The following is a 25,245-nucleotide window of genomic DNA, read 5'->3' on the forward strand; positions in this document are numbered from 1 at the left end:
TTTGAAATTTCGTTTATTATTGAGGGTTAAAAGCCATATCTTCGCATCAATTATTCACAAAAAGCTCTAAAAATTCAATAAAGTTAACTCCCGAAATGACCGCTAAGCTTTCTAAAATTTCTCTTCCGTTAAAACTGACCTTCCTTATTTTCTCTATGGTGCTAAACTGTATGGGACTTATTATTCTTCAGCTTGCAGATACCAATATCACCTATGGAGAGCTCGGATTTTTGGAATCTTTTAAAGATCTTCCTATTGCATTTATCTCTCTGTTTGCCGTGAGCTTTATCAATAAAACAGGATCAAAAAGAGCATTGATTGCTGCTTTGGCTATCGTAGGATTTTGTTCTTGCCTGCTTCCTTTTATAGAAGAATTTTGGTTTTATAAAGTATGGTTTGCTATTATCGGAGCTTGTTTTGCAATTGGGAAAATATGTGTATTCGGAATCATCAGAAATAATATTTCGGATGAAAAATCTTTAGCCAAAACGATGAACAGTGTGGAAGCGTCCTTTATGATAGGGATCTTTGCAGTAAATACAGGTTTTGGATGGCTCATCTCCAGCCAGTATTCTGAATTCTGGAGATTTGGATTTCTGTTGATTGCCGCCTTATCAGCTGTAACCATATTCCTACTTTCAAAAGCAGAAATAACAGAATCTAAGCCATCGGAAAGCAAAAGTATTTTCGTTGAATTATCCGGATTCACAACCCCTGTGGTTGCTTTATTTCTTGCCGTGATCTTCTTTATTGTTTTTGTAGAACAAGGATTCAATTCGTGGCTTCCCTCTTTTTATAAGAACCATCTGAAAGTGAATTCATTTTTTGCACTCCAGGCAACCTCCTTCCTATCCCTTTTCTCCTATGCAGGAAGAACCGTTACTGCTAATATTATCCGTAGATTTTCACTATCAAAATATTATATCACATGCATATCCCTTATTATTGCTTTATTGCTTGTAATTTTAGGAATTCAGTATTTTGATTCTGAAGATTCTAAAATGATTCTCTTTCTGTTTCCAGTGATAGGATTATTTCTGTCACCACTCTATCCGGTTGTCAATTCAAAAATGATTGCTTTAGTAGATAAGGAAAAGATCAATCTGTTTACCTCTCTTATTGTTATTTTCTCTTCTCTGGGAAGTTCCGTGAGCTCCATTATTATGGCTATACTCTTTGGAAAGCAGCTATTAAACTTTTATCCATTATATATTTTATGCTCTGTAATTCTTCTTTTTGTGATTAGTTTGATATATTTTAACGTCTCAAAAAGAAAATATAGAAAATAGTTTTATTTTTACAACCATGAAAATCAAAGACACAAAAAGTAAAGAAACACTTCAGGAACTGATCGACACCAAGGATTTCGTTGCTCATATTTCTGTAGACTGTACGATATTCGGATTTCACAATAACATTCTGAAAGTATTGTTATTGAAGTATCACGATCTGGATCTGTGGTCGCTCCCAGGTGGTTTTGTTTTCAATGATGAGGATCTTAGGGAAGCTGCAGAACGGGTTTTGTACGAACGAACCCATCTTAAAGATTTGTTTTTAAAACAATTCCATACGTTTGGAAGGATTGACCGTACAGAAAATAATGTTCACCAAATCCTTCTTAGAAATAAAGGGATAGAAGTACCGGAAGATCACTGGATCTTTCAAAGATTTATTACGGTAGGCTATTGCAGCCTTATCGATTTTTCATTGACCAATACTTTTCCGGATGCTTTTAATGAAAGCTGTGAATGGTTTGAAGTGAACAATCTTCCCAAGATGGCTTTCGACCACGACAGGATCATAGAAACAGGGCTGGAATACCTTAGAATGAATATCAATACCGAAGTAGCAGCCAGTAACCTTCTTCCTGAAAAATTTACCATGAAGGATCTTCAGGCTCTTTATGAAACTATTTTAGGGCAGAAATTCAGAAGAAATAATTTCCAACGAAAAATATTAAGCCTCAATATTCTTGACAGATTAGAAAAACTATACGACGGTTCTGCTAATAAAGCTCCGTACCTTTATAAATTTAAAACTGAGGTACACAATGCCACTAATCAGTACCCTATCTCCAACGATGAGGTAACTTAAAATGTTAATTTTATCCCTTAAACAGGAAAAAAAAGCATTATCTCTTTGAAAACCAGTCTTTAGATAAGTTTTCAAAAAAATTTCTCAAACACCACGAAAAATGTTATTTTTAACAAAATCAAAAAATCATGTCATATTATCCTCTTACAAGCATCCCTGATTATTATGGAATTGATGCTTTACTTACTGAAGAACACAAACTGATCCGCCAATCTATCAGAGACTGGGTTGAAAGTTTTGTAATGCCGCAGATAGATCAGGCAGCTCAAAATCATACAGATCTTCCCGGTCTTATGAGAGAACTAGGAAAAATAGGAGCATTAGGTCCATATATTCCGGTTGAGTATGGTGGTTCCGGATTAGATCAGATATCTTATGGTCTTATTATGCAGGAGTTGGAAAGAGGAGATTCTGCAGTTCGTTCTGCAGCTTCTGTACAGAGTTCTTTGGTTATGTTTCCCATTAATGAGTTCGGTTCTGAAGAGCAAAAGAAAAAATACCTTCCAAAGCTTGCTGCAGGAGAAATGATTGGTTCTTTTGGATTAACCGAGCCTAACCATGGTTCTGATCCGAGTTCTATGGAGACTTATATCAAAAATATGGGCGATCATTATCTTTTGAATGGGGCTAAAATGTGGATCACGAATTCTCCGCTTTGCGACATTGCAGTGGTATGGGCAAAGAATGAGGAAGGAAAAATACAGGGAATAATCGTTGAAAGAGGAATGGAAGGATTCACTACTCCGGAAACACACAATAAATGGAGTTTAAGAGCTTCAAAAACCGGAGAATTGGTATTCAATGACGTAAAAGTTCCTAAAGAAAACCTACTTCCGGGAGTGACAGGGCTAAAAGGTCCTTTATCTTGTCTGAACTCTGCCAGATACGGAATTTCATGGGGAGTAATCGGAGCAGCTATTGACTGCTACTGTACAGCTGTTCAGTATTCTAAAGAGAGAAAGCAGTTTGGTAAGCCTATCGGTTCTTACCAGCTTCAACAGAAAAAATTAGCTGAATTCTTAACTGAGATTACAAAAGCGCAGTTACTATGTCTTCAATTAGGAAACCTTAAAAATGAACATAAGGCAACTCCAGCACAAATTTCAATGGCTAAACGTAACAACGTAAAAATGGCGATTGACATTGCAAGAGAATCAAGACAGATTCTGGGAGGAATGGGTATCATGGGGGAATTCCCGATGATGAGACATGCTGCCAATCTGGAGTCTGTTATTACTTATGAAGGAACTCATGACGTTCATTTGTTAATCACCGGTTTAGATATTACAGGTATCAACGCTTTCTAAGAAAAGTAAAATATAAAACTGAGAGTCTGGTCTTTGGATCAGGCTCTTTTATTTTACTCACCTTCCAGAGAATTTAATATTCAATGAATAATTGTTATTGTCCGAATATTTTTGTGAATTTATTAAAGTTATTACCTTAACACTATTAAAAAATCACTATATGAAGAAAATAACAACTTTTTTAATAGGACTTACAGCTCCATTCTACTTTGCTCAACAGGCAGGAGACCTTGTAAGCGCCGAACAGAAACTGGATTTAACGCCGCAGGGAGTTATTAATTTTATTGCCAATAATCTTGGTGAACAAAATGCTCCGGACTTTGTAAATTATCTGAATGGTTTCAATGTGGGTTTAAAAGGATATAAAATAACCTATTATACCAAAAATGAAAACAATATTCTTGTAAAAGCAACAGGTCTCCTGATGTATCCTAATGTCAATATGAAACTTTCCACCGTAGTTTCTGACCACGGAACTACTGATAGCAGGCATAATGTTCCTTCCAATTTTAAAGGAACCCTGACAGCTGGATTTGTTGTAGAACTTTCTTATGTTCTCAACGGCTACATTTTAATGGCTCCCGATTATGTAGGAATGGGTGACGGAGATGGTGTACATCCTTATGTAGATTATGCTACTGAAGCGGGTGCTACGATTGATTTTGTTACTGCAGCTAATAAAGCACTGACCCAATTGGGAGTAAAACGGTATGATGAATATTTCTTAGCAGGCTATTCACAAGGGGCTCATGCAGCAATGTCTACTCTAAAAAGGCTGAACGTTTCCAATCCCGGCAACCTGAAATTTAAGTATGCTTATATGGGAGACGGACCTTACGACATGTCGGAAACCACTTTAAAGAAAGGTGTTTTAGAAAAAGATATTTATCCGTTTAGTTCCTTCCTGGCCAATGTTCTTCACAGCTGTAACAATACAGGATATAAAACATATACTAATGATATTTCGGAAGTTATTTCCGCAGAATATCTTGACAAATACAATTATCATGTTGTTCAGGACAACGGAGGTCTGCTGTGGGGACCGTTTCTATGGAGAAAAATGTTCACAACCAATTTTGTGAATGATGTGACCAATAATCCCAATCATAAATTCAGACAATGTCTGAAACCTAAAGATGTATACGACTGGTATAATAAAACTCCTATGACGCTAGGCCATTCTACAGTAGATTTAGCCATTCCACCTGAAAATACTTCCAAAACTATTGATGTACAACGTGGTTATTATGCATGGTGGGATCTGAATAAATATAAACTGGACTCTTTCTACTGGGGACCTATCGGGCATGTAGGAGGTACTGTTCCATTTGTTCTGGCTTCTAATGCTAAATTCAACACCTTAAGAAGCGGCGGTCTTTTTAATCAATGGGCTGTAGTGGGATCTATTTTTGGAAAACAGTCAACAGCATCTTCATCAGAAACGCCTACTCTATTTTCCTCCCAGATAAAACCTGACCTCGGAAATATGCAGTTGATTGAAGTTACTGATTTCAATACAGAAAATGCTAGCAGCAGATCAGCAAATGATCGTAGCTTAACCACTTTAAAAGATGGTGTATATCTGTTAAAAGTATCGGAAAACCATAAGGATAAAATGCTTCCATACATCAAGAATACTCCTAAAGAAGTGGCTGAAAATGAAGTTGTACAATCGGAAAACAATTCAGTTTTAAAATTAAAGATTGATGAGAACGAACTTTCAGCGGTTCATATTTTTGATGAAAATAAAAATCTGGTTCAAACCATTTCCAAAGATCAGTATCAGGAAAACAATGGCATTAACTTACAAGATCTGGATGCACAGAAATATACATTCGAAATAGTGACCTCCTATTATAATCTGCAGTTCAATAAAAATATTGGAAGTAACAAACTGGAAAACAGTACAGATATCTTTGCTCAGAACAAACAGATCAGAGCCAGAGCTAATAATAATATTAAAAATATCAGCATATACAGTATCTCAGGAACTTTACTCCTTCAGCAGGATGTGAATTCGCAGCAATTCGAATCAAAAAACATGGAACAGGGAGTTTATGTAGTACAAATGACTCTTTCCAATGGAAAAACAATCAATAAAAAAGTTAAACTATAGCATCAATCCTTTTTATATATCATTTTCAAGTTAATTTTGGCACTCCAGCAATGGAGTGCTTTTTTGATCAACCAACTATTTTATTTACAATAATTTATCTTCCACAGATTACACGAATTTCCAAGGCGTTTACGATAATTTAAGCCATTAAGCTTCTGTTTAAGGATTAAGAAAAGTGAAGATCATAGCTAAAAACTATTGGTTAAGCTACCTTCCCTGTCATCTTTGATGAAACTTAATTTTACTTAAAATCTTATTAGGTCATAATGGTTTAAATTTATGCTATTCTTTAACAAAAACACCTCATTCTGTAAAGAATAATTCTAACAATAAAAATTAGAAATACAATTTCACAACTTTCATATGAAATAAAAATAAAACACTATTAAACAACAACATACACCAAAACAAACCTAATTTTTAAGATCAAAAAATGATAAAATCAATAAAGCAAGTAAACTGATTTTTATCAATTATTTTAAATTATTCTAAATAAAATTAGTAATCTTATCTGTGGCCTCCTACCTTTGCCGGAAGAATAATGCCAGATGGTACCAAACGATCCTCGATTCCCTTTTAAAACACAAATTTTCACATTTTTATTTCTCACTGCATTTTCAACAGCTCAATCGCAAGACCGGTCTGCGACTGTTTCATTTGAAATAAAAAATAATCATTCTGAACCAGCAGCCGATTCAGAAATTAAAATTCTATCCGCTAAAACTATATACTCCGCCTCTACCAACGATAAAGGTGTTGCAGTTATTTCTGTTATCCCCGGTCAGTATACTATTGAAATTCATAAAAATAATATCGTTCAATATTCTGGTAAGATTACCATCACAAAACCTGAAGTATTTACCTTTTCACTGGCAGACAAAATCAATTCTATTGAAGAAGTGATTATTACAGCCAAAGAAAGTAAGGGGCTAACTTCATCTTCTGTCATCAATCAGCGTGCTATGCAGCATTTGCAGCCTTCCAGTTTTACAGATCTTCTGGAACTTCTTCCGGGAGGACGATCCGGAGACCCAGTTCTGAATCAGGTGAATAAAATAACGCTTCGTGAAACAGGTAACCCTGGCAATGATTACAATACTTCTGCCATGGGAACTACATTTCTGGTAGATGGTGCTCCATTGAACTCCGGGGCTAACCTTCAATATACCTATGATTTTTTAGACAAGAGCAATAACGGACTGAAAAGACGGCTCAATCTAACAAGCGGTGTAGATATGCGAAGCATTTCAACAGACCAGATTGAAAAAGTGGAGATTCTGCGTGGGATTCCTTCAGTAATTTACGGAAATCTTACCTCCGGAATTGTTAAAATCACCAATAAATCAGGATATACCCCATGGAAATCCAGATTTAAAGCAGACGGTTACAGTAAATTATTTGCTATTAGCAAGGGATTTGAAGATAAGGAGCAAAACCTAAAAATCAATGCCGGAATTGATTATCTGAATGCTAAATCTGATCCAAGAGACCAGCTGGAAAACTATAAAAGAATTACAGCCAATTTTGCTTTAGCAAAAGAAAAACAACGCAATCATGGCATATTCAGATGGCAGACCCATTTGAGTTATACAGGTTCACTGGATGGTTCAAAGACCGATCCGGATGTAGATCTATCTCAATTAAATTCATATGAAGTCAACAATCATCTGGTAAGCCTTTCGAATGTATTTAATTACACAAAAACAGAACCTTCTTTTTACAGATCAACAGAGATTCAGGCAACCGTCAATCAAAGATTCGACAAAATAAAACAAACCAAATTTATCCAGTTGGAAAACGCCACTGCTTTCCCACTTTCAAGAACTGAGGGTGAATACGATGGTTATTATCCTGAAGCTCGATACATTTCAGACTATACGGTAGATGGTAAACCGCTTGATATTTTTGTGAAAATGGTTAATAATTTCCAATGGAATTTTAAAGCTATAAAAAATGAAATCAACACAGGATTCGACTGGCAATTAAGCAAAAACTGGGGTCAGGGACAATTATTTGATGTTTATAAGCCTATAGATCCTAAAGCAACCTTCAGACCACGCGCCTATCGTGATGTTCCGGCCTATTCTACTTCTGCCTTGTTTTTAGAAACGATCAGCACGGCAAATCTTGGTCAGCATCAGCTGGCATTAGCATTGGGATTAAGAGGAAACTCAATGCTGAATCTTCCTACTCAGTTTAAAATGAACGGAAAAGTATATCTGGACCCAAGAATCAACCTTCAATGGAATCTTCCGGAATTCAGCCTGATGCATAAAAAGGCTCAACTTGCATTAACATTAGGCTATGGTAAACAGAGTTTATTCCCGGACCTTAATCTGCTATACCCGGAATTGATTTATAAAGATATCCAGCAACTCAATTATTTCCATTCTAATCAGAATTATAGAAGAGTGAACTATAAAACGATGATCTATAATCCTCAGAACCCGGAAATAGAGCCTGCTGTCAATGAAAAGTTTGAGGCAAGGATCGATTTTAGCCTTGGGCTTCATCAATTATCCGTAACTGTTTTTAAGGAAAAGATGCACAACGCATTCCGGTCTATGAATGAATATGCTGGCTATCAATATAAAAAATACGATACCTCTGCTCTTAACCACGAAACCATAACTTCTCCACCAGATGTCAACACACTTCCCTATCAGCTTATAACAGAAAACTTCATGTATTCTGCCCAGCGAAATGGAAGTAAAATAGACAAGGAAGGGGTGGAATTTCAATATTCTTCCAACAGAATACCTGCCATTAATACAAGATTTACATTGAGTGGTGCCTGGTTTCGTACAAAATATGGGAACAGCCTGCCAGCCTACAAAAGACCTGATCTATTGATTAACGGGAGACCTTATCCTTATCTTGGTCTTTATAATGGAATGGAGCCTAATTCTGTAAACGAAATACTGAATACAAATCTGATGATGGATACCTACATTCCAAAGTTAGATCTGATCTTCTCTACCTCTTTCCAGTTTTCATGGTATTCGATGAGAAAACTAGATCCGATGAACGGAATTCCAAGCCATTATGTAGATCAAAACGGTAATATATTCCCATTCGACCCTGGTACAGCCAGAGAAACCATTCTTGAAAGATTGATTATTGCTCAGAATGGGGACCGGTATAACGCTACCAGAAGACCATTGGAAGCCAATCTTAATCTTAAGGTAACCAAAAGCTTCAGAAATAAGACTGTTATCGTTTCCATGTTTGCCAACAGACTTTTCAGTTATTACGCTCCTTATAGCGTTAATGGATTTACGATCAACAGAAAAGGGACTTATGATCCGTATTTCGGGATGGAGATCAATTTCAATTTATAACAATTTCAAACCAATAAGTTATGTTAAAACAATTATTTAGAACACTATTACTATTGTGTGCTGTATTAAGTCTTGCGGCATGTTCGTCAGATTCCGATGCCCCTGAAACTCAGGCACAAACTACGTTAAACCTTCAGCTGAAAGTAGTTCCGGAAAACATTCAGGTCAAAGAATATAAAACTCTTACGATAAGCTTTAAGGAATTGAATACCGGTTTTACAGCTACTGAGGTGCTTAAAAACACCAATTCTCTGAAAAAGGTTCTTCCAACGGGAACTTATAATATTACTGTGGAAGGAAGCATTATCTATACTGATAATTCGGTGGCCATAGAAGCAAAAGTAGGTGGAGTTCAGACCAGTGTTGTCATCAATGGCACTGAACAGACCAAAATTATTGACATTTCAATGAAAGCAGGAAGCAGCGACCTTATCCTTGAAGAAGTATTCTTTACGGGAACTAAAACTCCACAAGGAGCCATGTATTTTGGTGACCAATATTTTAAAATAACCAATAATACAGACAAAACATTATATGCTGACGGGATGTTGCTGATACAATCTGCATTTATGACGAATGAAAAGCAGGATTACAGTCCTAATATTATGGGAACCACATTTTCTGCCGGAGCCATCATCAGAATTCCAGGAAATGGAACAACGTATCCGGTATTACCTGGAGCCTCTATTATCATTGCAGAAGATGCCATTAATCATAAAGAATTCAATCCGTCATCCATCAATTTATCTCACGCTAATTTCCAGATCTTCAAGGAAGACTCTGATGATATTGATAATCCTGCAGTCCCTAAAATGGTAAATGTATTTGAAAAAATGGTGATCCACACGCAGGGATATTATGCTTACGCTTTAGCACGTATGCCACAGGGAATGACCAATGAGTCATTAATCAGTCAGAACTCATACACTTATACTTACAATCTTACTTTCGAAGGAGATGTTTATCCTATGGACGGAACAGCTGTTAAAATTCCGAACGAATGGATCACAGATGCAGTGAACTTAAGTGTACAGGATTCTTTCCTATGGTTGGTTACTTCTCCTTCTTTAGACATGGGATGGACCTCAGTAACATCTTTTGATGGTGATAAAAACCGTTTTGGAAAAGCAGTCCGCAGAAAAGTTATCGGAAAAAATGCAGAAGGTAAAGACATCTTAAAAGATACCAATAACTCCACCGCAGATTTTGAACATGGTGTAAAACCGTCATTATTCAACTAAAATGAAACATTTTCAATCCATACTGATCCTGCCTGCTCTTTTTCTTGGTTCTGAAATATATGGTCAGGACAATGATACAATCATGAAGAAGATTCGTGAGGAGTATAGCTATGAAAGGCTACTCAAAAACGACATCAACACCAATCCGGCCAATAGGTTGGGCTCAAGGAAGTATCAGATTACAGTTTTTAATATATTCACCCAAAACAATGATACTCCCAATGAAATCCAGCAAAAGGGCAAAGGAAAAAATCTCTGGGGTGCAGAAGCACGTACCCACCAGATATTGGATCCGAAAACTGTAGTTTGGGGGAATGCTTCTTATTCACAAGGAAAAAACAAGCAGGTAGTATGGAATGAAAATGCTGATTATGACATCATTTACCCTTACGTAGCAGCAGACAGTGTGGGGGGCGACATGAAGTTTGAAAATTATGCATTTTCAGGGGGATATTCTAAGAAAATCAATTCATATACCCTGGGGATTACGGGAAGTTACAGCGCTAGTTTGAGCTATCGTGATATTGATCCGAGGCCTAAGAATACTTCTGCTACCTTTTCATTGGCTCTGGGAGTTAATAAAATGATGTTTGAAAAGTTTAAAATCGGAGCTTATGTGGAAGCTGAAAAATATACCCAAAAGCATTATCTGAGTTTTGTAAGCAATCAGGGATTTCCAATGATCTACAATATGAACGGTCTGGGAAACTATAATGAACTGCTTTCAGGAAAACTTCGTCAGGCGTATTATGAGGGTTGGACTTATGGTGGTGGTTTACAAATTTTTGAAGCAGAAAACAGATCATGGTATCTTACTGCGGGAATCAAGAAACTGAATCTTGATAAGCTTCTGACCGAATATGCAGATCTTAATGCCTCCAAAATTGATGAACAACAATTTAATTTTTCATTAGGAAAGTTTTTTGAAACAGACAGAATCTCCTGGGGACTTTCTGTCATCGGAAACCATACCAACAGAAAAGGAACTGAGAACTTATTTCTTAATGACAATTCAAGGAATTATATACAAATTGGTTCTGCAGAAAAATACACCCATCAGATAACCAATCTGGTATTAAAAGGGCTCTTAACAATGGAACATCAAGATGCAAAATCGTCCCTGATTCCTTTCTTCGGATGGATTCAGGAAAAAGAAAAGTATAACACTCCTCTTTCTATCATTGATTTAAATAAACTGGTCTACGGCGCAGATTTTCAATGGCTGAAAACATTCACAGACAAACTTGCACTTTCTATTTCTGCGGGAGTTTCTGTAACGGATGTCTATAAAAAAAATTCGGTCTTCAATATTTCCGGAAAACCTGCTATTCAGCAAATGCTACAGGAAAATTACAAATATCAGTCTTCTGACATCTGGCAGGCCAAACTTGATCTTAATTTTCATTTCAACGCTCCGGTTATTAAGAATGCTTATGTAGGGGGTAAAATGATGTACAGTAATTTCCAAAATGGTAACAATATGCTTTTTGCAGCAACCATAGGAGGTATTTTTTAAGTAAAAAACATGAAATTTTCAGATATTAAATTAATACTGCTGATAGGCGTAATTGCTCTATTTTGCATGCAACATACTTTACGAACCTACACTACAGATTATGGAGAGGTGGCAGCACAATACAAAAAACCTATACAGTATTGGCCTAAACCTTCCATAGATGGAGATGTCAACTGGAAAGAATTTGAAGCAATAGAATGGGATTCCAATTATTATGAAACTCAGGAGCTTCCTGAGGTAATGCTGGGAAAAAAACTGTTCTTTGACCCGAAATTATCCTCATCAAGTCAGGTTTCATGCAGCAGCTGCCATAATCCTGAATTAGGCTGGAGTGACGGGCAGGAAGTGGCATTAGGAAACGACCATCTGTTGGGAAAAAGAAATACACAGTCCCTTTATAATATTGCAGACAGAGCTTCTTATTTCTGGGATGGAAGAGCTAAAACGCTGGAAGAACAACTTGTTGGTCCCATCTCTGCTCACAACGAAATGAATATGAAACCGGAAAAACTGGCCGGGAAACTTTCAAAATATAAGGAATACAAACAACTTTTCAAGGATGTTTATCATACAGATAAGATTACGTTTAACCAAATTGCCAGTGCCCTGGCTACTTTCCAGCGTACTCTCAGAAGCCAGCCGAGTAAACTGGATAAATTCATTAAAGGAGATCACAAAGCCATGAGTGATAAGGAAATCTATGGGATGCACCTGTTTCGTACTAAGGCAAGATGTATGAATTGTCATTACGGTAAATATCTGACTGATGAATCATTTCACAACATAGGACTCACTTATTACCAACGTGAATATGAAGACCTTGGGCTTTATCATATTACCAACAATCCCAATGATGTAGGCAAGTTTAAAACTCCTTCTTTAAGAGATCTGAATTACACCGCTCCTTGGATGCACAACGGATTAATGGATGATCTGCATGGAGTTGTTAATTTATACAATAGCGGAATGCAAATGATTAACCCCAGTCCTGAAGAAAAGAAGGCTGATCCTAAATTTCCGGTCACCGATCAAAGGATGAAGGCATTACAGCTCAATAATGAGGAGATAGATGCCATTGTGGCTTTTCTGAAAAGCATGTCAGGAAGTTATTATAAAATGCCGAGACCTGAAATTCCAAGACAATAAATTGGGCTAAAAGCTGGAAGAAGGAGGCTGGAAGTTACGATGAACAAATGACTTCCGGCAGCCTTTTTTCATTAATTTAAAGGGGGTAAGCAGCATCTTCCCTAATCTTTTGGCTTCCTTACCTTAAAACAATCTCCAGCTTCTGGGTTCCTTACTCTCTTAAAACTTAAACCCGATACTGAAATAGATTCTGGAAAAATCAAGTTGGTTATTTCTGGAAATATTAAGATTAATAGGACCTATAAGGGATTCATAGCCAAGATTGACTCCATATCCGAACATTTCGAAACTGTCATTAAAAGGAGAAAACTCTTCACTCACTTTTCCATAACTGAATGAAGGGGTTATGTATAATCTCTTCATAATTCTATACTGAAGGGATATTCCTGTTTTAGCTACAGAGTTCATAGGAAGCTCTTTCTGGCGAAGTCCATTAAATTCAGGATTTAACAAATCATAATTGTACTCACTTCCTCCTAAATTGTATTTCTGGTTCAGAAAAAAGTAAGGTATTGTGTCTTCTCTGTATGAACCAAAGCTTGTTCCAAGGAACAGATTTACCTTTGCTGCCAATCTTCTTGTAATAGGATAGGCAAAGTTTTCATTCAGCGTAAATGATACCAGGTTCTTAGGGACAAAATAATCAGGGTTCTTAGGGTTTAAGATGGGATACAACTGAGGCTGTACTACTTGCAGATCATACAACTTATATTCATCTCCAAAATACAATCTTGTGCTTACCTGAAGATGATTCCCTTTGGTAGAAAAGTATCTCTTGTTCAGGTTATTCTGCTCAAATTTAAGAAATGCGTTAAAATTACTGTGATTATAAAGCTTTTTGCTAAAAATATCTGCCCTTGCCTGATCTATTTTATCCAGCAAAGTATACATTCTTTCCGTGCTAAATTCTGTTCCTAAAGAAATAAAAGCATTAGGGTTGATATTATAATTTAAAGCTACTTTTCCTGTGATATTTCTATAAATGTGGTTAGGAAATTTTGTGGTGTAATCTTCATCATCATATCCCAATGTTCTAAATGTTAAATCATTACTTTTAAGATGAACCATTTTAGCTTCAAGATCGATCCACCAATGGTCACCGCTTCCCAAAAAACGCTGGTAAGCCAGCCTTGCCTTAAAACGCTCTGAAATATCGATAGTAGCCAGGAACCTTGATCTGTTTGCCAGGATATTCCGGTACGTATAATTTACAATAATCCCCACCGACTGCTCTGTATCATAATGAAGAGCCAACTTAAAAGCTCCTTTCTTAGCTTTTTTAACGAAAATATTCATTGTAAGTCCATCGCCCTCATTGGTATAAGTGTAATAAACTTTTTCGTATTGACGCACTCCAAACACTCTGTCTATTGCTTCATTGACGGTTTTCACATCATAATACTTCCCTTCCGTCAGCCCAAGTTCCTTTTTAATCACAGCAATTTCTACTTCATCGCTAAGCGGAGTTCCGTTTTCCTCGTTAAAGGTAAATTTTGTGGTAGGAAGCTTTACTTCCTCAATTTTTTCATGTTCATACTTGATCCCTAATCTTTTCTGAGCTTCTGCCAATGCAACAAATTCAGGGAGATGCTTCCTGGCTTCTACTTCTCCTATTTTAATGATCCTTCTGAACCTTGCAAAGTCTTTTGTGGTGATATCCCCCAACGGGTCTACAAAGTCAACCAGAATGTTGGATAAAGCCTTCTGATGCTTAAAATCCTCTACAGAACGGATGGCATGCGTCTGGTAGATCATTTTCATAGGATTTTCAATCTCTTTTTTGGTAAAAAGCCTGAATCCGGTATAGCCACCGATAACGAAATCTGCTCCCATCTGACGAACTTCATTAGCCGGATAATTCCGGTCTAATCCGCCATCAACTAATAACTTTCCATCAATATACACCGGAGCAAAAGCTGCAGGAATAGCCAAAGTAGAACGAATAGCCAAGGGAAGAGATCCCTTCTTCTGCATAATCAGCCCTCCGTTTTCAATATCTGAAGAAGTAAGCTCTACAGGAATCCTCAATTTACTGAAATCATTGATATGTTTTGCGTTAAAGGTTAGCGTATTCAAGACCTCCCCCATATACTGCCCTTCAATGTAGGAACTGGGAAGCGTTGGAACTCCTTTTACGACCGGAAATTCAAGAATATATTTATCATACTCATCCTTCTCACTGATATTCACTTTGCTGTAGGGGATTTTATTGCTCAGAATCCTGTTCCAGTCTACTTTGTAAATAGTTTTCTTCAGTTCGTCGGCATTATATCCCATTGCATACAAACCTCCCAAAATCCCCCCCATACTGGTTCCGGTAATATAATCTACCTTAATTCCTAAGGAATCTATCATTTTCAAAATTCCAATGTGAGCAAATCCTTTGGCACCCCCTCCACTCAGAGCCAAACCAAATTTGGTGTCCTTCGTTACATTTTGTAATCTGATATTCAGAGAGTCGTTAATCTGTTGGGATTTAAGAAAAAGAGAAAAAATGACAGTTCCCAAAAGCAGGAATTTTTTCATGAGACAGCCTGTTTTTATGTGTATAAAAAATTCACAGTAAATATACAATTATACCGTAAAAGCTGCTAAAAAACATTATCTATTTCCTTATTGAAGAAGAATGTAAAAAAAATATCGCCAAAAATACTTTTCATTAATATTATTTTTGGGAAAAATAGAAAGTTGTTTTTATAATAATTTAAGATACTTATTTACAATTTTACACCATTCATTGGTTACATCGAATCTTCGATTTCTAATACAGAATGACAAAGCAAATAACTTAATTTTAAAGCAAAAGTCTATTAAGCATATTCTTTTGGCAAGGTCGCTGGCTAAGATAAAAGATTGTATAAGCCTAATAAGACTTTATTGTTTCCACAAAATTGATATCAGGATTCAGGATTTCCAGAATAAGACTTTTAACAGATCTCATTGCATCATCAATATCTCCCTTATCAAACACCAAAGGAACCATTCCTTTTTTAGCTTCTGCAAAACTCCAGATACCGGTTTCAATCGGAAAGCCCCAGAATTCCGGAAGATGCTGTATCACATAATGATAAATACAAAGCTGTAGCGCCTGTTTTCTATCACTGTTATGGAAATACCCTTCTACATTATCCTCATCAATTTTTACGTGGAGGTTTTTAATTTTAGCCGTTTTATAATCAATAATCCTTAATGTCCCATTCAGTTTATCAATTCTGTCAATAAATCCTAAGAACGAAATTTTATCATTTCCATCGAGGTAAAATTCTACATTTTCGAACTTTCTTTCGATGTCAATGATCTCTAATTTATTGCCTTGTTTAACCAGATCCAGATCATGATTCAGAACGTTTTCAATTACTTTTTTCGCAATCGCCTTGTGGATATAGTTCATCCCTTTTTCATAGAACTCCGGCTGGTGCTTCAGCTTCTCAATGGCAATATTAATATACTCATCTATTGCTTTAACTGACTTCTCTAAATCACTTTCTTTTAAAACCTTACCCTTCAATACTTCATAAACTTCTTGAAGTGTATAATGCACTAAATTTCCATAATTTTTCACCGACAGTTCCTCTTCAATTTCGTCTGACTCAGAAGTGTTTAAGATCTTAGATAAGTAAAAATCAATGGGATTGTAAAGGTAGCTTGTTAGGTGGGAAGCTGATACCTTCTCCTTCCATTTCTGAAGTTTTTGTCTTACAATTTCCGTCTTGGAAATCTCTATAGGTTTTGTAATAATGGGCTCTGAAGAATTCTCAATAATCAAGTGTTCAATCTCATGGGAACTTTCCATTTCGATCTGGGTAATAAAACGGCTCTTTTCCCCCGTATTCACTCCCGAACTTAATGCATTGTACAACAAATGAACATTTTTCGCATCCTGAATCAGCCTGTAAAAGTGATAGGCATAAATACTGTCATTTTCCAAAAACGTATGAAGATCAAAAAATCTTCTGATATCAAAAGGAATGTAAGTATTCTGTGAATTTCCCAATGGAAGTTTCCCTTCATTGACCGAAAGCAGAATCACATTTTCAAAATTCAGAAGACGTGTTTCCAGCAATCCCATAATCTGCAACCCTCTTAATGGCTCACCCTGAAAATCGATACTTTCAGAATTGATATGCTGGTTGATGAGAATTTCCAGCGTTTCCATTTTAATCTCGATATTATACGGAGTCAATTGGTTTTTAATAATCCTGAAGGCATTCTCGAAATGAGATACATTTTCATATTGAATATCATCTATTTCCAACCACTTCACCTGATGACAAAACGATATCAGAATATCCAGATAAGCATTCGTGCTTGCAGCTTTTTGCAGAAGACCAAAGTAAGATAACTCTCCAAGAAGTTCATTCAAAAGCTTTTTAGAAATATAAACGATATTTCTTTCTTCTATCTTTGCTTTAAAATCATTGATGATTAGCTCATCTTTGGCTGATTTCGGAAGCTCTTCAAGAATAGGAAATACATCCCTGTAGTAATACGAAGTTTTATTCTTTTCCAGCTGTTTTTGCAGGTAGAAAAGTCGTTTTACAGCATTGGAAAAAGACAGGTTCTTCAATGGGAACCCCATCGTGATATTCAGGTTGTCTACTCCATGCATCACATCCAAACTCGCAGGAAGAAGGTTCTCATCCAGCAAAACTACCGCTGTATTTGAGTAAGTCTTATTATTGATTTCCTTAAAGATCTCCGGCAACACTTTAGTTTGCGTTACATTTCCGGAAACTTCATATACTTTGATCTTTTTAGGTTGGTTAAAGTCATCTTCTATCCATTGGAAAGCCCTGCTATCATCAAATTCTTTCCATGTCTTATGATTTCTGAGGAATTTTCCGGCCTCCTGTCTTTCATCGTTAAAGTAATAACGGTCTGCCTGAAAAAAGCACTGAGCTTTATTCCACCGCAAAAGACTTCTTACCAATTTTTCTTCAACCGGCGTAAAGGCGTTAAATCCGCAAAAAACAAAATGCTCCGAGGTATTCTTCGCAAAGTCTGAGATACTCGCTTTAGCAGCCTCGTGAATCATTCCTGAAGTCGCCCAGTTCTTTTCCTGTAACCTGTTTTTTAATTCGGGAAGAAAAACATTCATGTTCTGCCAGAAATTAAGAAACTTCTTTCTGGGTACATCATCATCTTCACCCAGGTTCTGGGCCCATTCTTTAATCCTTTCCTCATCAAACATGTACTGTAAAACCGCCTGGTCACTATCTGAAAACTTCAGAATATCATCCCAATCCTTCTGCAGGGTTGGAAACCACTTCAAAAAGTCAGAGAAATTATCTCTGGGGATCAGGTTCAGGCTTCGGTACACATCGAATGAAAAAAGCCAAAGCGGAATTCCCTGGATAACCTGTTTGTCAGCAATAGAGTTAATCAGTTCCTCGATGGTAAAAAAGTTGGGAAGAAATCCGGAATAGTTGTTTTCCTCCAGAATCTGTCTGATAAATACAATCGGACGTTTTCCGGGCAGGATGATGTTAAACGCAGACAGATCTGTGTTTTGTGCCAACAGTTCGTGAATGATCTTATTGAGGAATTTCAAGGGGCTTGGTAGCTTTTAAGGTTTTCTAATTCTTGAGAGATGGCCAGATTATATTCTGTTTGTTTTTCTTCATTCATTCCATGACGGGTATCCCTGTCATAGGCCATCTGAAAGTTTTTGTACTCTTTGGATATCGAGTTATAAATAGATTTAAATAATCTATCGTAATCACCGGAATTCCTGATATTTTCAGCAACAGCCTTCCTGAATTTTCTTACAAAAAGCTCCGCAATATCAAAGTGTTTCTGCTCATGCAATAAAATATAATCATTGATCTTTTTGACGTCTTTCCAGGATTTATCTTCACTGAATATCGTCTTTATTTCAATGGTTACTGGAGACTTTGGATTGGAGGATTTCACTACAGAATATTCCCAACCACAATTGGTATAAGCTGCAACATCCGGATTGTTTTTTCTGTTGACAGGACTTTTAAAATTGTCCCATACCAGCTTTTGCCCTTCCTGCCAGATAATTTTCTGTCCAAACACTGCATTTGCCACCAATAGACAGAATACAAAAGTCAATTTCATTATTTCACTACAATCGTTTTTGTAATCCAGTTATTTCCTCCGTTCCAGAAAGTAAAAGTATATTTCCCTATCTTTTGTGGATTAAAATTTATCTGATTAACCGCTGAGTAACTTTTTTGAGCACAAGGACCATTACTAATGTACTTATAAGCAGTAACCGTTCTTTCAAAATCACCGTTATGAATATAATCATATCCATAAAACCCCTGGCACTGAGATGAATAGGTAGAATAAGTTTTTATTCGCTGTATCGCAAAGACATCCATGGTGTCATTGGTAATTTTTACACTGTCTATTTTGACCTTATCAATAGATTCTATGGTCTGATAATCATCATCATTACATGAAATCAATACAAAGCCAAACAATAATGCTGAAAATCCAATATTTAGAAACTTTTTCATAATCTTTAATTTTCTGATTACCAATACATATTTAGCAAAAATTATTCTTTATTCCAAGAAAATCAGGAATTAAAATTACCCTTTGATAGATAAACTACTTTTTTAGTGTCAAAAAACTCTTCCTCAAAATAGTTTTTCAGGCTGAAAATTTCACATTTAAGTCCGGCAAGTTCTTCAGCAAGATCTCCACCTTTCAAATATAAAATTCCATTATGTTTAGGGTTAAATTGTTCTTTTTCAAATTTTCCCTTCAGCCATCTTAAAAATTCAGGCATCTGAGTGACCGCTCTGCTGACTATAAAGTGAAATTTTTCTTTTAATTTCTCTGCTCTTCCGTGGATGGCTGTTACATTTTTCAACCCCACTCCTTCCGCTACAGCATTTACTACACTGATTTTCTTCCCTATGGAATCAATAAGAGTAAATTGTGTTTCAGGAAACAGAATTGCCAATGGAATTCCCGGAAAACCACCTCCGGTACCAATATCCAACACTTTCGTTCCAGGAGCAAATTCCATCACTTTAGCAACTCCTAACGAGTGAAGAATATGCTTTTCATACAACGATTCCATATCTTTTCTGGAAATTACGTTGATCTTTTCATTCCATTCATGGTACAGGGTTTCCAGTTTTGCAAACTGTTCTAGCTGTGTCTCGGTAAGATCCGGAAAATATTTTAATAGTAACGATGTAGACATGTGAATTATTATAATCTGCAAAAGTAAGTTTTTATTGGCTTTATTCAAATTTTCAGAAAGAGTATATCAAAAAATAACGCCATTTTATTTTGAATTTTCTTTTTCAATAGGATTGTTACTTTTCTTAAGCAACCTTGCCAATTCCGCATCTTCATTTCCCTTACCCGCTTTTTTAATTTGCCCCATATCCAATTGAGTAGCATACCCATCTTTCAATTGCACACCCATCTTTCCGGTTTGCCTGTCTATGTTGATACTTTCAATATCTTCAGGACTGAATGTCTCATTTTTCAGAAGTTTCCGGTATTCCTGATCAGACATCTTTTTATTGTTTTTAGGAACAAAACTAAATATAGAATTCACTTTTTTCACCTGAATCATATTAAAAACATGATGATTATCCATATCTTTAATCCTTATCACGAGCCCTGGAAGGGCATTGAATTTGTAAGGCCCATCGCTGATAGGATACTCTTTGGAGAACCATGCTTCCCACTCTCTTCCTTTGTATTGGGCAATCGCTTTCTGACAATCTATTCCATTGATCTTTAAAAACTCTTTCTGTACAGACCATTTTGGAACTTCGCGATCCGCAATAACAAGATTTGCAGTTTTATATTTATCATATAAATTAGCTTCTCTTTTTGAATAGTCTTTTTCAACGATATACCCTAAGTTTCTATCATAATTTTTGCTCTTAAATAACATCTTAAGATCTTTGTCTGCCTGATAAATAGAATCTCTTTCATATTTCACTGCATTATAAAAATAAGATTTCTTTCCGTCTGAATCCAGATTCATATAATCTGTAATATAAGAATCTTCATTATCAATATCTGATTTCATTTTGTATTCATACACAAAACGATAATTCTGGGCAGACACACTGCAGACTAATGCCAGAAATAAAAGAGTATAGATTTTTTTCATAGAGTTAAGTTTTTGATTAAACAGTACTTTCAAGACAAATTGCATAAAAAAAGAACATTAACTCCAAATATAATAAATCCTTTTAAACCTGATAAAAATCTTTAAACCTGCCCTCTTTTTATTACTTCTGCAAGGCCTTTTTATTATATATTTGTTAAAATTCAAAAAATACATGGACAAACTTTCAGATAGAGTAAAAAGACTAGGATACTCACAGACTTTTGTAATGTCTAATAAAGCAAGGGAAATGAAAGCGAACGGAATTGATGTTATCAGCTTGACCCTTGGTGAACCGGATTTTGATGTTCCGGATAATATCAAACAGGCAGCATTCGATGCCATCAATCAGAACTACAGTCACTACTCTCCTGTTCCGGGATTTCTGGAACTGCGTGAAGCGATTGCCTATAAGTTAAAAAGAGACAACAATCTGGAATACAAACCAACACAGATTTGTGTTTCAAATGGTGCAAAACAGGCTATTTTAAATGTTTTAGCAGCGATTATCAATGATGATGATGAGGTTTTACTTCCAGCTCCTTATTGGGTAAGCTACGATGAAATGGTTAAAATGATGGGGGGAACTTCTGTAATGCTTCCCACTTCTTATGTTACAGATTTCAAAGTAACTGCTGAACAACTTGAAGAAGCGATTAACGATAAAACAAAAGCCATCCTTTTCAGTTCACCATGTAACCCATCAGGAGGATATTACACGTATGATGAATTGAAATCTATTGCTAAAGTGGTTGCTAAATATCCTCATATAACCATTATTTCAGATGAAATCTATGAGTTCATCAATTATGAAACAAAAACAACTTCCATTGCCCAGTTCCCTGAGGTTTATGAGCAAACTGCCGTAATCAACGGGATGTCAAAAGCTTTTGCAATGACCGGCTGGAGAATCGGATATTCTGCATGTCCGGAATGGCTGGCTAAAGCTTGTGAAAAAGTACAGGGACAAATGACAAGCGGAGCTAATACTGTAGCTCAAAGAGCTTCCATTGTTGCTTTAAAAACCGATCCATCAGAATACAGATACATGATTGATGCTTTCAAAAAAAGAAGAGATCTTGTATATGAGCTTATCAAGGAAATTCCAGGGTTCAAAGTATTACTTCCAAAGGCTGCTTTCTATTTCTTCCCGGACATTTCACATTACATCGGTAAAACACTGAATGGAACAGAAATCAAAAACTCTGATGATTTCGCCATGTTTTTATTGGAGAACGCTCACGTAGGATGCGTTGGAGGATTCTCTTTTGGAAGTCCGGAATGTATCAGATTCTCTTATGCAGCATCTGAAGAAGAATTAAGAGAAGCAATGAAGCGAATCAAAGATTTGTTAGAGCAATTCAACTAAAAATCAAAAAACTAAAATAAAACACAGCCATACCAATGAATTTGTTTAAAAAATTAACAATCGTTACCAGTATTGCAGCAGCAAGTTTTGCAGGCCATGCTTTTGGACAGGACTATCAATGGAAGGAAGCAACTTCCAATGGATACAAATATAAGTTTGTCACCAATGACCCTACCGCCGCAAGATATTATACTTTAAAGAACGGATTAACGGTTATCTTAAGTCCAACCAACAAAGAACCGAGAATCCAAACGTATATTGCTACCAAAGCAGGAAGCAAAACCGATCCCGCAGATCACACAGGTCTTGCTCATTACCTGGAACATATGCTTTTCAAAGGAACGAATCAGTTCGGATCTAAAGACTGGGCGAAGGAAAAACCTCTTTTAGACCAGATTGATGCTCTTTATGAGAAATACAACCAGACCAAAGACGAAGCTACGAGAAAAGAAATCTACAAAGAAATTGACAGGGTTTCCGGAGAAGCTGCCAAATACGCGATTGCCAATGAATATGACAAAATGATGGCTGGTATGGGTGCTGACGGATCAAACGCTTTCACCTCTTTTGAACAAACAGTATACACGGAAGACATCCCTTCTAATGTTATGGATAAATTTCTGGCTTTGCAGTCAGAGAGATTTAGAGAGCCCATTCTCAGATTATTCCATACAGAACTAGAAGCCGTATATGAGGAGAAAAACAGAACGCTTGATGATGATGGAGACAAGGTGTATGATATGATGTTTGCTAATCTTTTCCCTAATAACAATTATGGGAAGCAGACTACCATCGGAACCATTGAGCATTTGAAAAACCCTTCTCTGCACGCGATCAGAGATTATTATAACAATTATTATGTTCCCAACAACATGGGAATCATCATGTCGGGAGATTTCAATCCGGATGAAGCTATTGCCAAGATTGACAAAGCTTTCTCTTATATGAAATCTAAACCGGTTCCGGAATACAAAGTAGGACAGGAAAAAGCGATTACCTCTCCAGTCATAAAAGAAGTGGTAGGACCTGACTCTGAAAGTGTAATGCTTGGTTTCAGATTTCCCGGTGCTTCAACAAAAGATGCAAGACTATTAAATTTTGTAGGCAGCATGCTGACCAACGGGCAAGCTGGATTAATTGATCTTGATCTGGTGAAAAAACAAAAATTACTCGGAGCTTTTGCTTATCCTTATACCCTGAAAGATTATTCGGTATTACTTCTGCAAGGAAAACCAACTGAAGGACAGTCTTTGGATGAAGTAAAAAATCTTCTTCTTCAGGAAATCGATAAACTAAGAAAAGGAGAATTCTCTGATGACCTTATTCAGTCTATCGTAAACAACGAAAAAAAGAATACGATTCAAAAGGATGAAAAATATTCTTCAAGAGCAAGCATCTTAATGGATGAATTCACTTCTGAAGTAGATCATAAAGCCAACCTGGAGTATATTGAAGAAATCTCTAAGCTTACCAAGAAAGACATTATGGACTTCGTTTCCAAATATCTTCAAAACAACAATTATGTAGCGGTTTATAAGAAAAAAGGAGAAGATAAGAACATTGTCAAGGTTGACAAACCAACTATCACCCCTGTTTCTGTAAACAGAGAAGACCAATCCTCTTTTCTTAAGAAGATTGATGAGATGCCTGAAAAAGCAATCGCTCCGGTATGGTTAAACTACAACAAGGATATTGCTAAAAATAAATTAGGTGACGTAGAGGTTCTTTCTGTAAAAAATACAGACAATGCTCTCTTCAGAATGTACTACCACTTTGATTCCGGAAAATGGAACAATAAGATGCTTCCATTAGCTGCAGAGTACCTTCAATACCTGGGAACCAATGATAAGTCATCGGAAACTATTAGCAGAGAATTCTATAAACTTGCATCAAGCTTTAAAGTAAGTGCAGGGAACGAGGAAACTTATGTTTCTCTGGAAGGTTTGAATGAAAACTTCGATAAAACGATTGCTTTATTTGAAGATCTGATTAAAAACTGTAAAGCAGACCAGGCAGCATTAGATGCGTACAAAGCAAGACTTAAGAAAGCCAGAGCCAACGCAAAGCAGAATAAAGCCACCATCATGGCCGGATTAAGAAGCTACGCTCAATATGGAGCACAGAATCCGTTCAACAATGTTTTAAGTGATTCTGAACTTGATGCTTTGAAAGCTGAAGACCTTGTGAATATCCTTCATGATCTATTCAACTTCAAACATAGAGTTTTGTATTATGGACCTAAAACCGGAGCTGAGACGGTAGCTTCTTTAAAACCTATTCATAAACTTCCTTCAGCGCTTAAGGAACTTCCAAAGACAAAAACCTTTGAACAGATCCCGACAGATAAGAACAAAGTTCTATTTGCTCATTACGACATGGTACAGGCTGAAATTTTCTGGGCAAGAAACTCTGAACAGTACAACGCCGGTATTACCCCTACAGTAAGTTTATTCAATAACTATTTCGGAGGCGGAATGGGATCTATTGTTTTCCAGACGATCAGAGAGTCTAAAGCACTAGCCTATTCTACTTATTCCTATTTTGCTCTTCCAAGTAAGAAAGCAGATAAAAACTCTATTATGGCGTATGTGGGGACTCAGGCTGATAAATTCAACGAAGCTTCTTCTGCCATGAATGAACTCCTGACTACCCTTCCAAAGTCTGAGCAATTGTTTGAAACAGCCAAAAGCGGATTGAAAAAAACAATCGCATCTGAAAGAATTTCTCAGGATGGTATCATTTTCTCTTATCTGAAAGCCCAAAGACTTGGAAATAACGCTGATATAAGAAAGAATGTCTACGAACAGGCACCTAAATTGTCATTTGCAGACATCAACACTTTCCATGATAACGAGATGAAAAACAAAAACTACACCTATTGTATCGTGGCATCACAAGACAAAGTAAATGAAGCCGATATGCAGAAATTAGGAGAGATTAAAAAACTCAATTTAACTGAAATATTTGGTTATTAAAATAACAAAAAGCCCTGGTTTCAGGGC

16 protein-coding genes are annotated in these 25,245 nt (G+C 36.4%); 10 read left to right on the forward strand and 6 right to left on the reverse strand.

What is annotated here, in order from left to right; translation table 11 throughout:
- Positions 1-95: 95 nt before the first annotated feature.
- The 8 genes from EG344_RS01090 (at position 96) to EG344_RS01125 (ending at position 12,761) form a co-directional block, all read left to right on the forward strand.
- Positions 96-1,289, forward strand: coding sequence for an MFS transporter (locus EG344_RS01090; protein ID WP_123907889.1), 1,194 nt, complete (start codon positions 96-98; stop codon positions 1,287-1,289).
- 16 nt (positions 1,290-1,305) lie between these two features.
- On the forward strand, positions 1,306-2,094 hold the full coding sequence (locus EG344_RS01095; protein WP_123907890.1) for an NUDIX hydrolase: 789 nt from the start codon (positions 1,306-1,308) through the stop codon (positions 2,092-2,094).
- Between the two features lie 128 nt (positions 2,095-2,222).
- Positions 2,223-3,401 (forward strand): acyl-CoA dehydrogenase family protein, encoded by a 1,179-nt coding sequence (locus EG344_RS01100; protein ID WP_123907891.1) that lies wholly within the window; start codon positions 2,223-2,225, stop codon positions 3,399-3,401.
- Positions 3,402-3,561: 160 nt separating this feature from the next.
- Positions 3,562-5,517 carry a T9SS type A sorting domain-containing protein gene (locus EG344_RS01105; protein ID WP_123907892.1) on the forward strand — a complete coding sequence of 652 codons (1,956 nt, stop codon included), beginning with the start codon at positions 3,562-3,564 and terminating at the stop codon, positions 5,515-5,517.
- Between the two features lie 548 nt (positions 5,518-6,065).
- A complete protein-coding gene (locus EG344_RS01110) occupies positions 6,066-8,858 on the forward strand; it encodes a TonB-dependent receptor plug domain-containing protein (protein WP_123907893.1) in 2,793 nt (930 codons plus the stop codon).
- A gap of 20 nt (positions 8,859-8,878) precedes the next feature.
- A complete protein-coding gene (locus tag EG344_RS01115; protein ID WP_123907894.1) occupies positions 8,879-10,099 on the forward strand; it encodes a DUF4876 domain-containing protein in 1,221 nt (406 codons plus the stop codon).
- Position 10,100: 1 nt separating this feature from the next.
- Positions 10,101-11,615 carry a DUF6850 family outer membrane beta-barrel protein gene (locus tag EG344_RS01120; protein WP_123907895.1) on the forward strand — a complete coding sequence of 505 codons (1,515 nt, stop codon included), beginning with the start codon at positions 10,101-10,103 and terminating at the stop codon, positions 11,613-11,615.
- 9 nt (positions 11,616-11,624) lie between these two features.
- Positions 11,625-12,761: a cytochrome-c peroxidase gene (locus EG344_RS01125; RefSeq protein WP_123907896.1), complete on the forward strand. Its 1,137-nt coding sequence runs from the start codon at positions 11,625-11,627 to the stop codon at positions 12,759-12,761.
- Between the two features lie 159 nt (positions 12,762-12,920).
- Here EG344_RS01125 and EG344_RS01130 read toward each other — a convergent pair whose 3' ends face one another.
- The 6 genes from EG344_RS01130 to EG344_RS01155 all read right to left on the reverse strand — a co-directional run bounded on the left by EG344_RS01130 (position 12,921) and on the right by EG344_RS01155 (position 20,877).
- A complete protein-coding gene (locus EG344_RS01130) occupies positions 12,921-15,287 on the reverse strand; it encodes a patatin-like phospholipase family protein (protein WP_123907897.1) in 2,367 nt (788 codons plus the stop codon).
- Between the two features lie 337 nt (positions 15,288-15,624).
- A complete protein-coding gene (locus tag EG344_RS01135) occupies positions 15,625-18,312 on the reverse strand; it encodes a PD-(D/E)XK nuclease family protein (protein ID WP_123907898.1) in 2,688 nt (895 codons plus the stop codon).
- The gene (locus tag EG344_RS01140) at positions 18,309-18,845 is read right to left on the reverse strand and encodes a DUF922 domain-containing protein (RefSeq protein WP_123907899.1); all 537 of its coding nucleotides are present in this window, start codon (positions 18,843-18,845) and stop codon (positions 18,309-18,311) included. Before EG344_RS01140 ends, EG344_RS01135 begins: the two co-directional genes overlap by 4 nt.
- Positions 18,845-19,249, reverse strand: a complete 405-nt coding sequence (locus tag EG344_RS01145; RefSeq protein WP_123907900.1) for a hypothetical protein — start codon at positions 19,247-19,249, stop codon at positions 18,845-18,847. The genes EG344_RS01140 and EG344_RS01145 overlap by 1 nt, the downstream gene beginning before the upstream one ends.
- Before the next feature lie 62 nt (positions 19,250-19,311).
- Positions 19,312-19,947 carry a 16S rRNA (guanine(527)-N(7))-methyltransferase RsmG gene (gene rsmG / locus EG344_RS01150; protein WP_123907901.1) on the reverse strand — a complete coding sequence of 212 codons (636 nt, stop codon included), beginning with the start codon at positions 19,945-19,947 and terminating at the stop codon, positions 19,312-19,314.
- A gap of 84 nt (positions 19,948-20,031) precedes the next feature.
- Complete coding sequence (locus EG344_RS01155; protein WP_164464368.1) at positions 20,032-20,877, reverse strand: GLPGLI family protein; 846 nt, start codon at positions 20,875-20,877, stop codon at positions 20,032-20,034.
- A gap of 172 nt (positions 20,878-21,049) precedes the next feature.
- Between EG344_RS01155 and EG344_RS01160 the strand changes: the two genes are divergently transcribed.
- Both EG344_RS01160 and EG344_RS01165 read left to right on the forward strand, forming a co-directional pair.
- Positions 21,050-22,243: a pyridoxal phosphate-dependent aminotransferase gene (locus tag EG344_RS01160; protein WP_123907903.1), complete on the forward strand. Its 1,194-nt coding sequence runs from the start codon at positions 21,050-21,052 to the stop codon at positions 22,241-22,243.
- Between the two features lie 35 nt (positions 22,244-22,278).
- Positions 22,279-25,218: a M16 family metallopeptidase gene (locus EG344_RS01165; RefSeq protein ID WP_123907904.1), complete on the forward strand. Its 2,940-nt coding sequence runs from the start codon at positions 22,279-22,281 to the stop codon at positions 25,216-25,218.
- The last annotated feature ends 27 nt before the right edge of the window (positions 25,219-25,245 follow it).

Origin of the sequence: Chryseobacterium sp. G0162 (assembly GCF_003815715.1) — a bacterium.
Classification (GTDB): Bacteria; Bacteroidota; Bacteroidia; order Flavobacteriales; family Weeksellaceae; genus Chryseobacterium.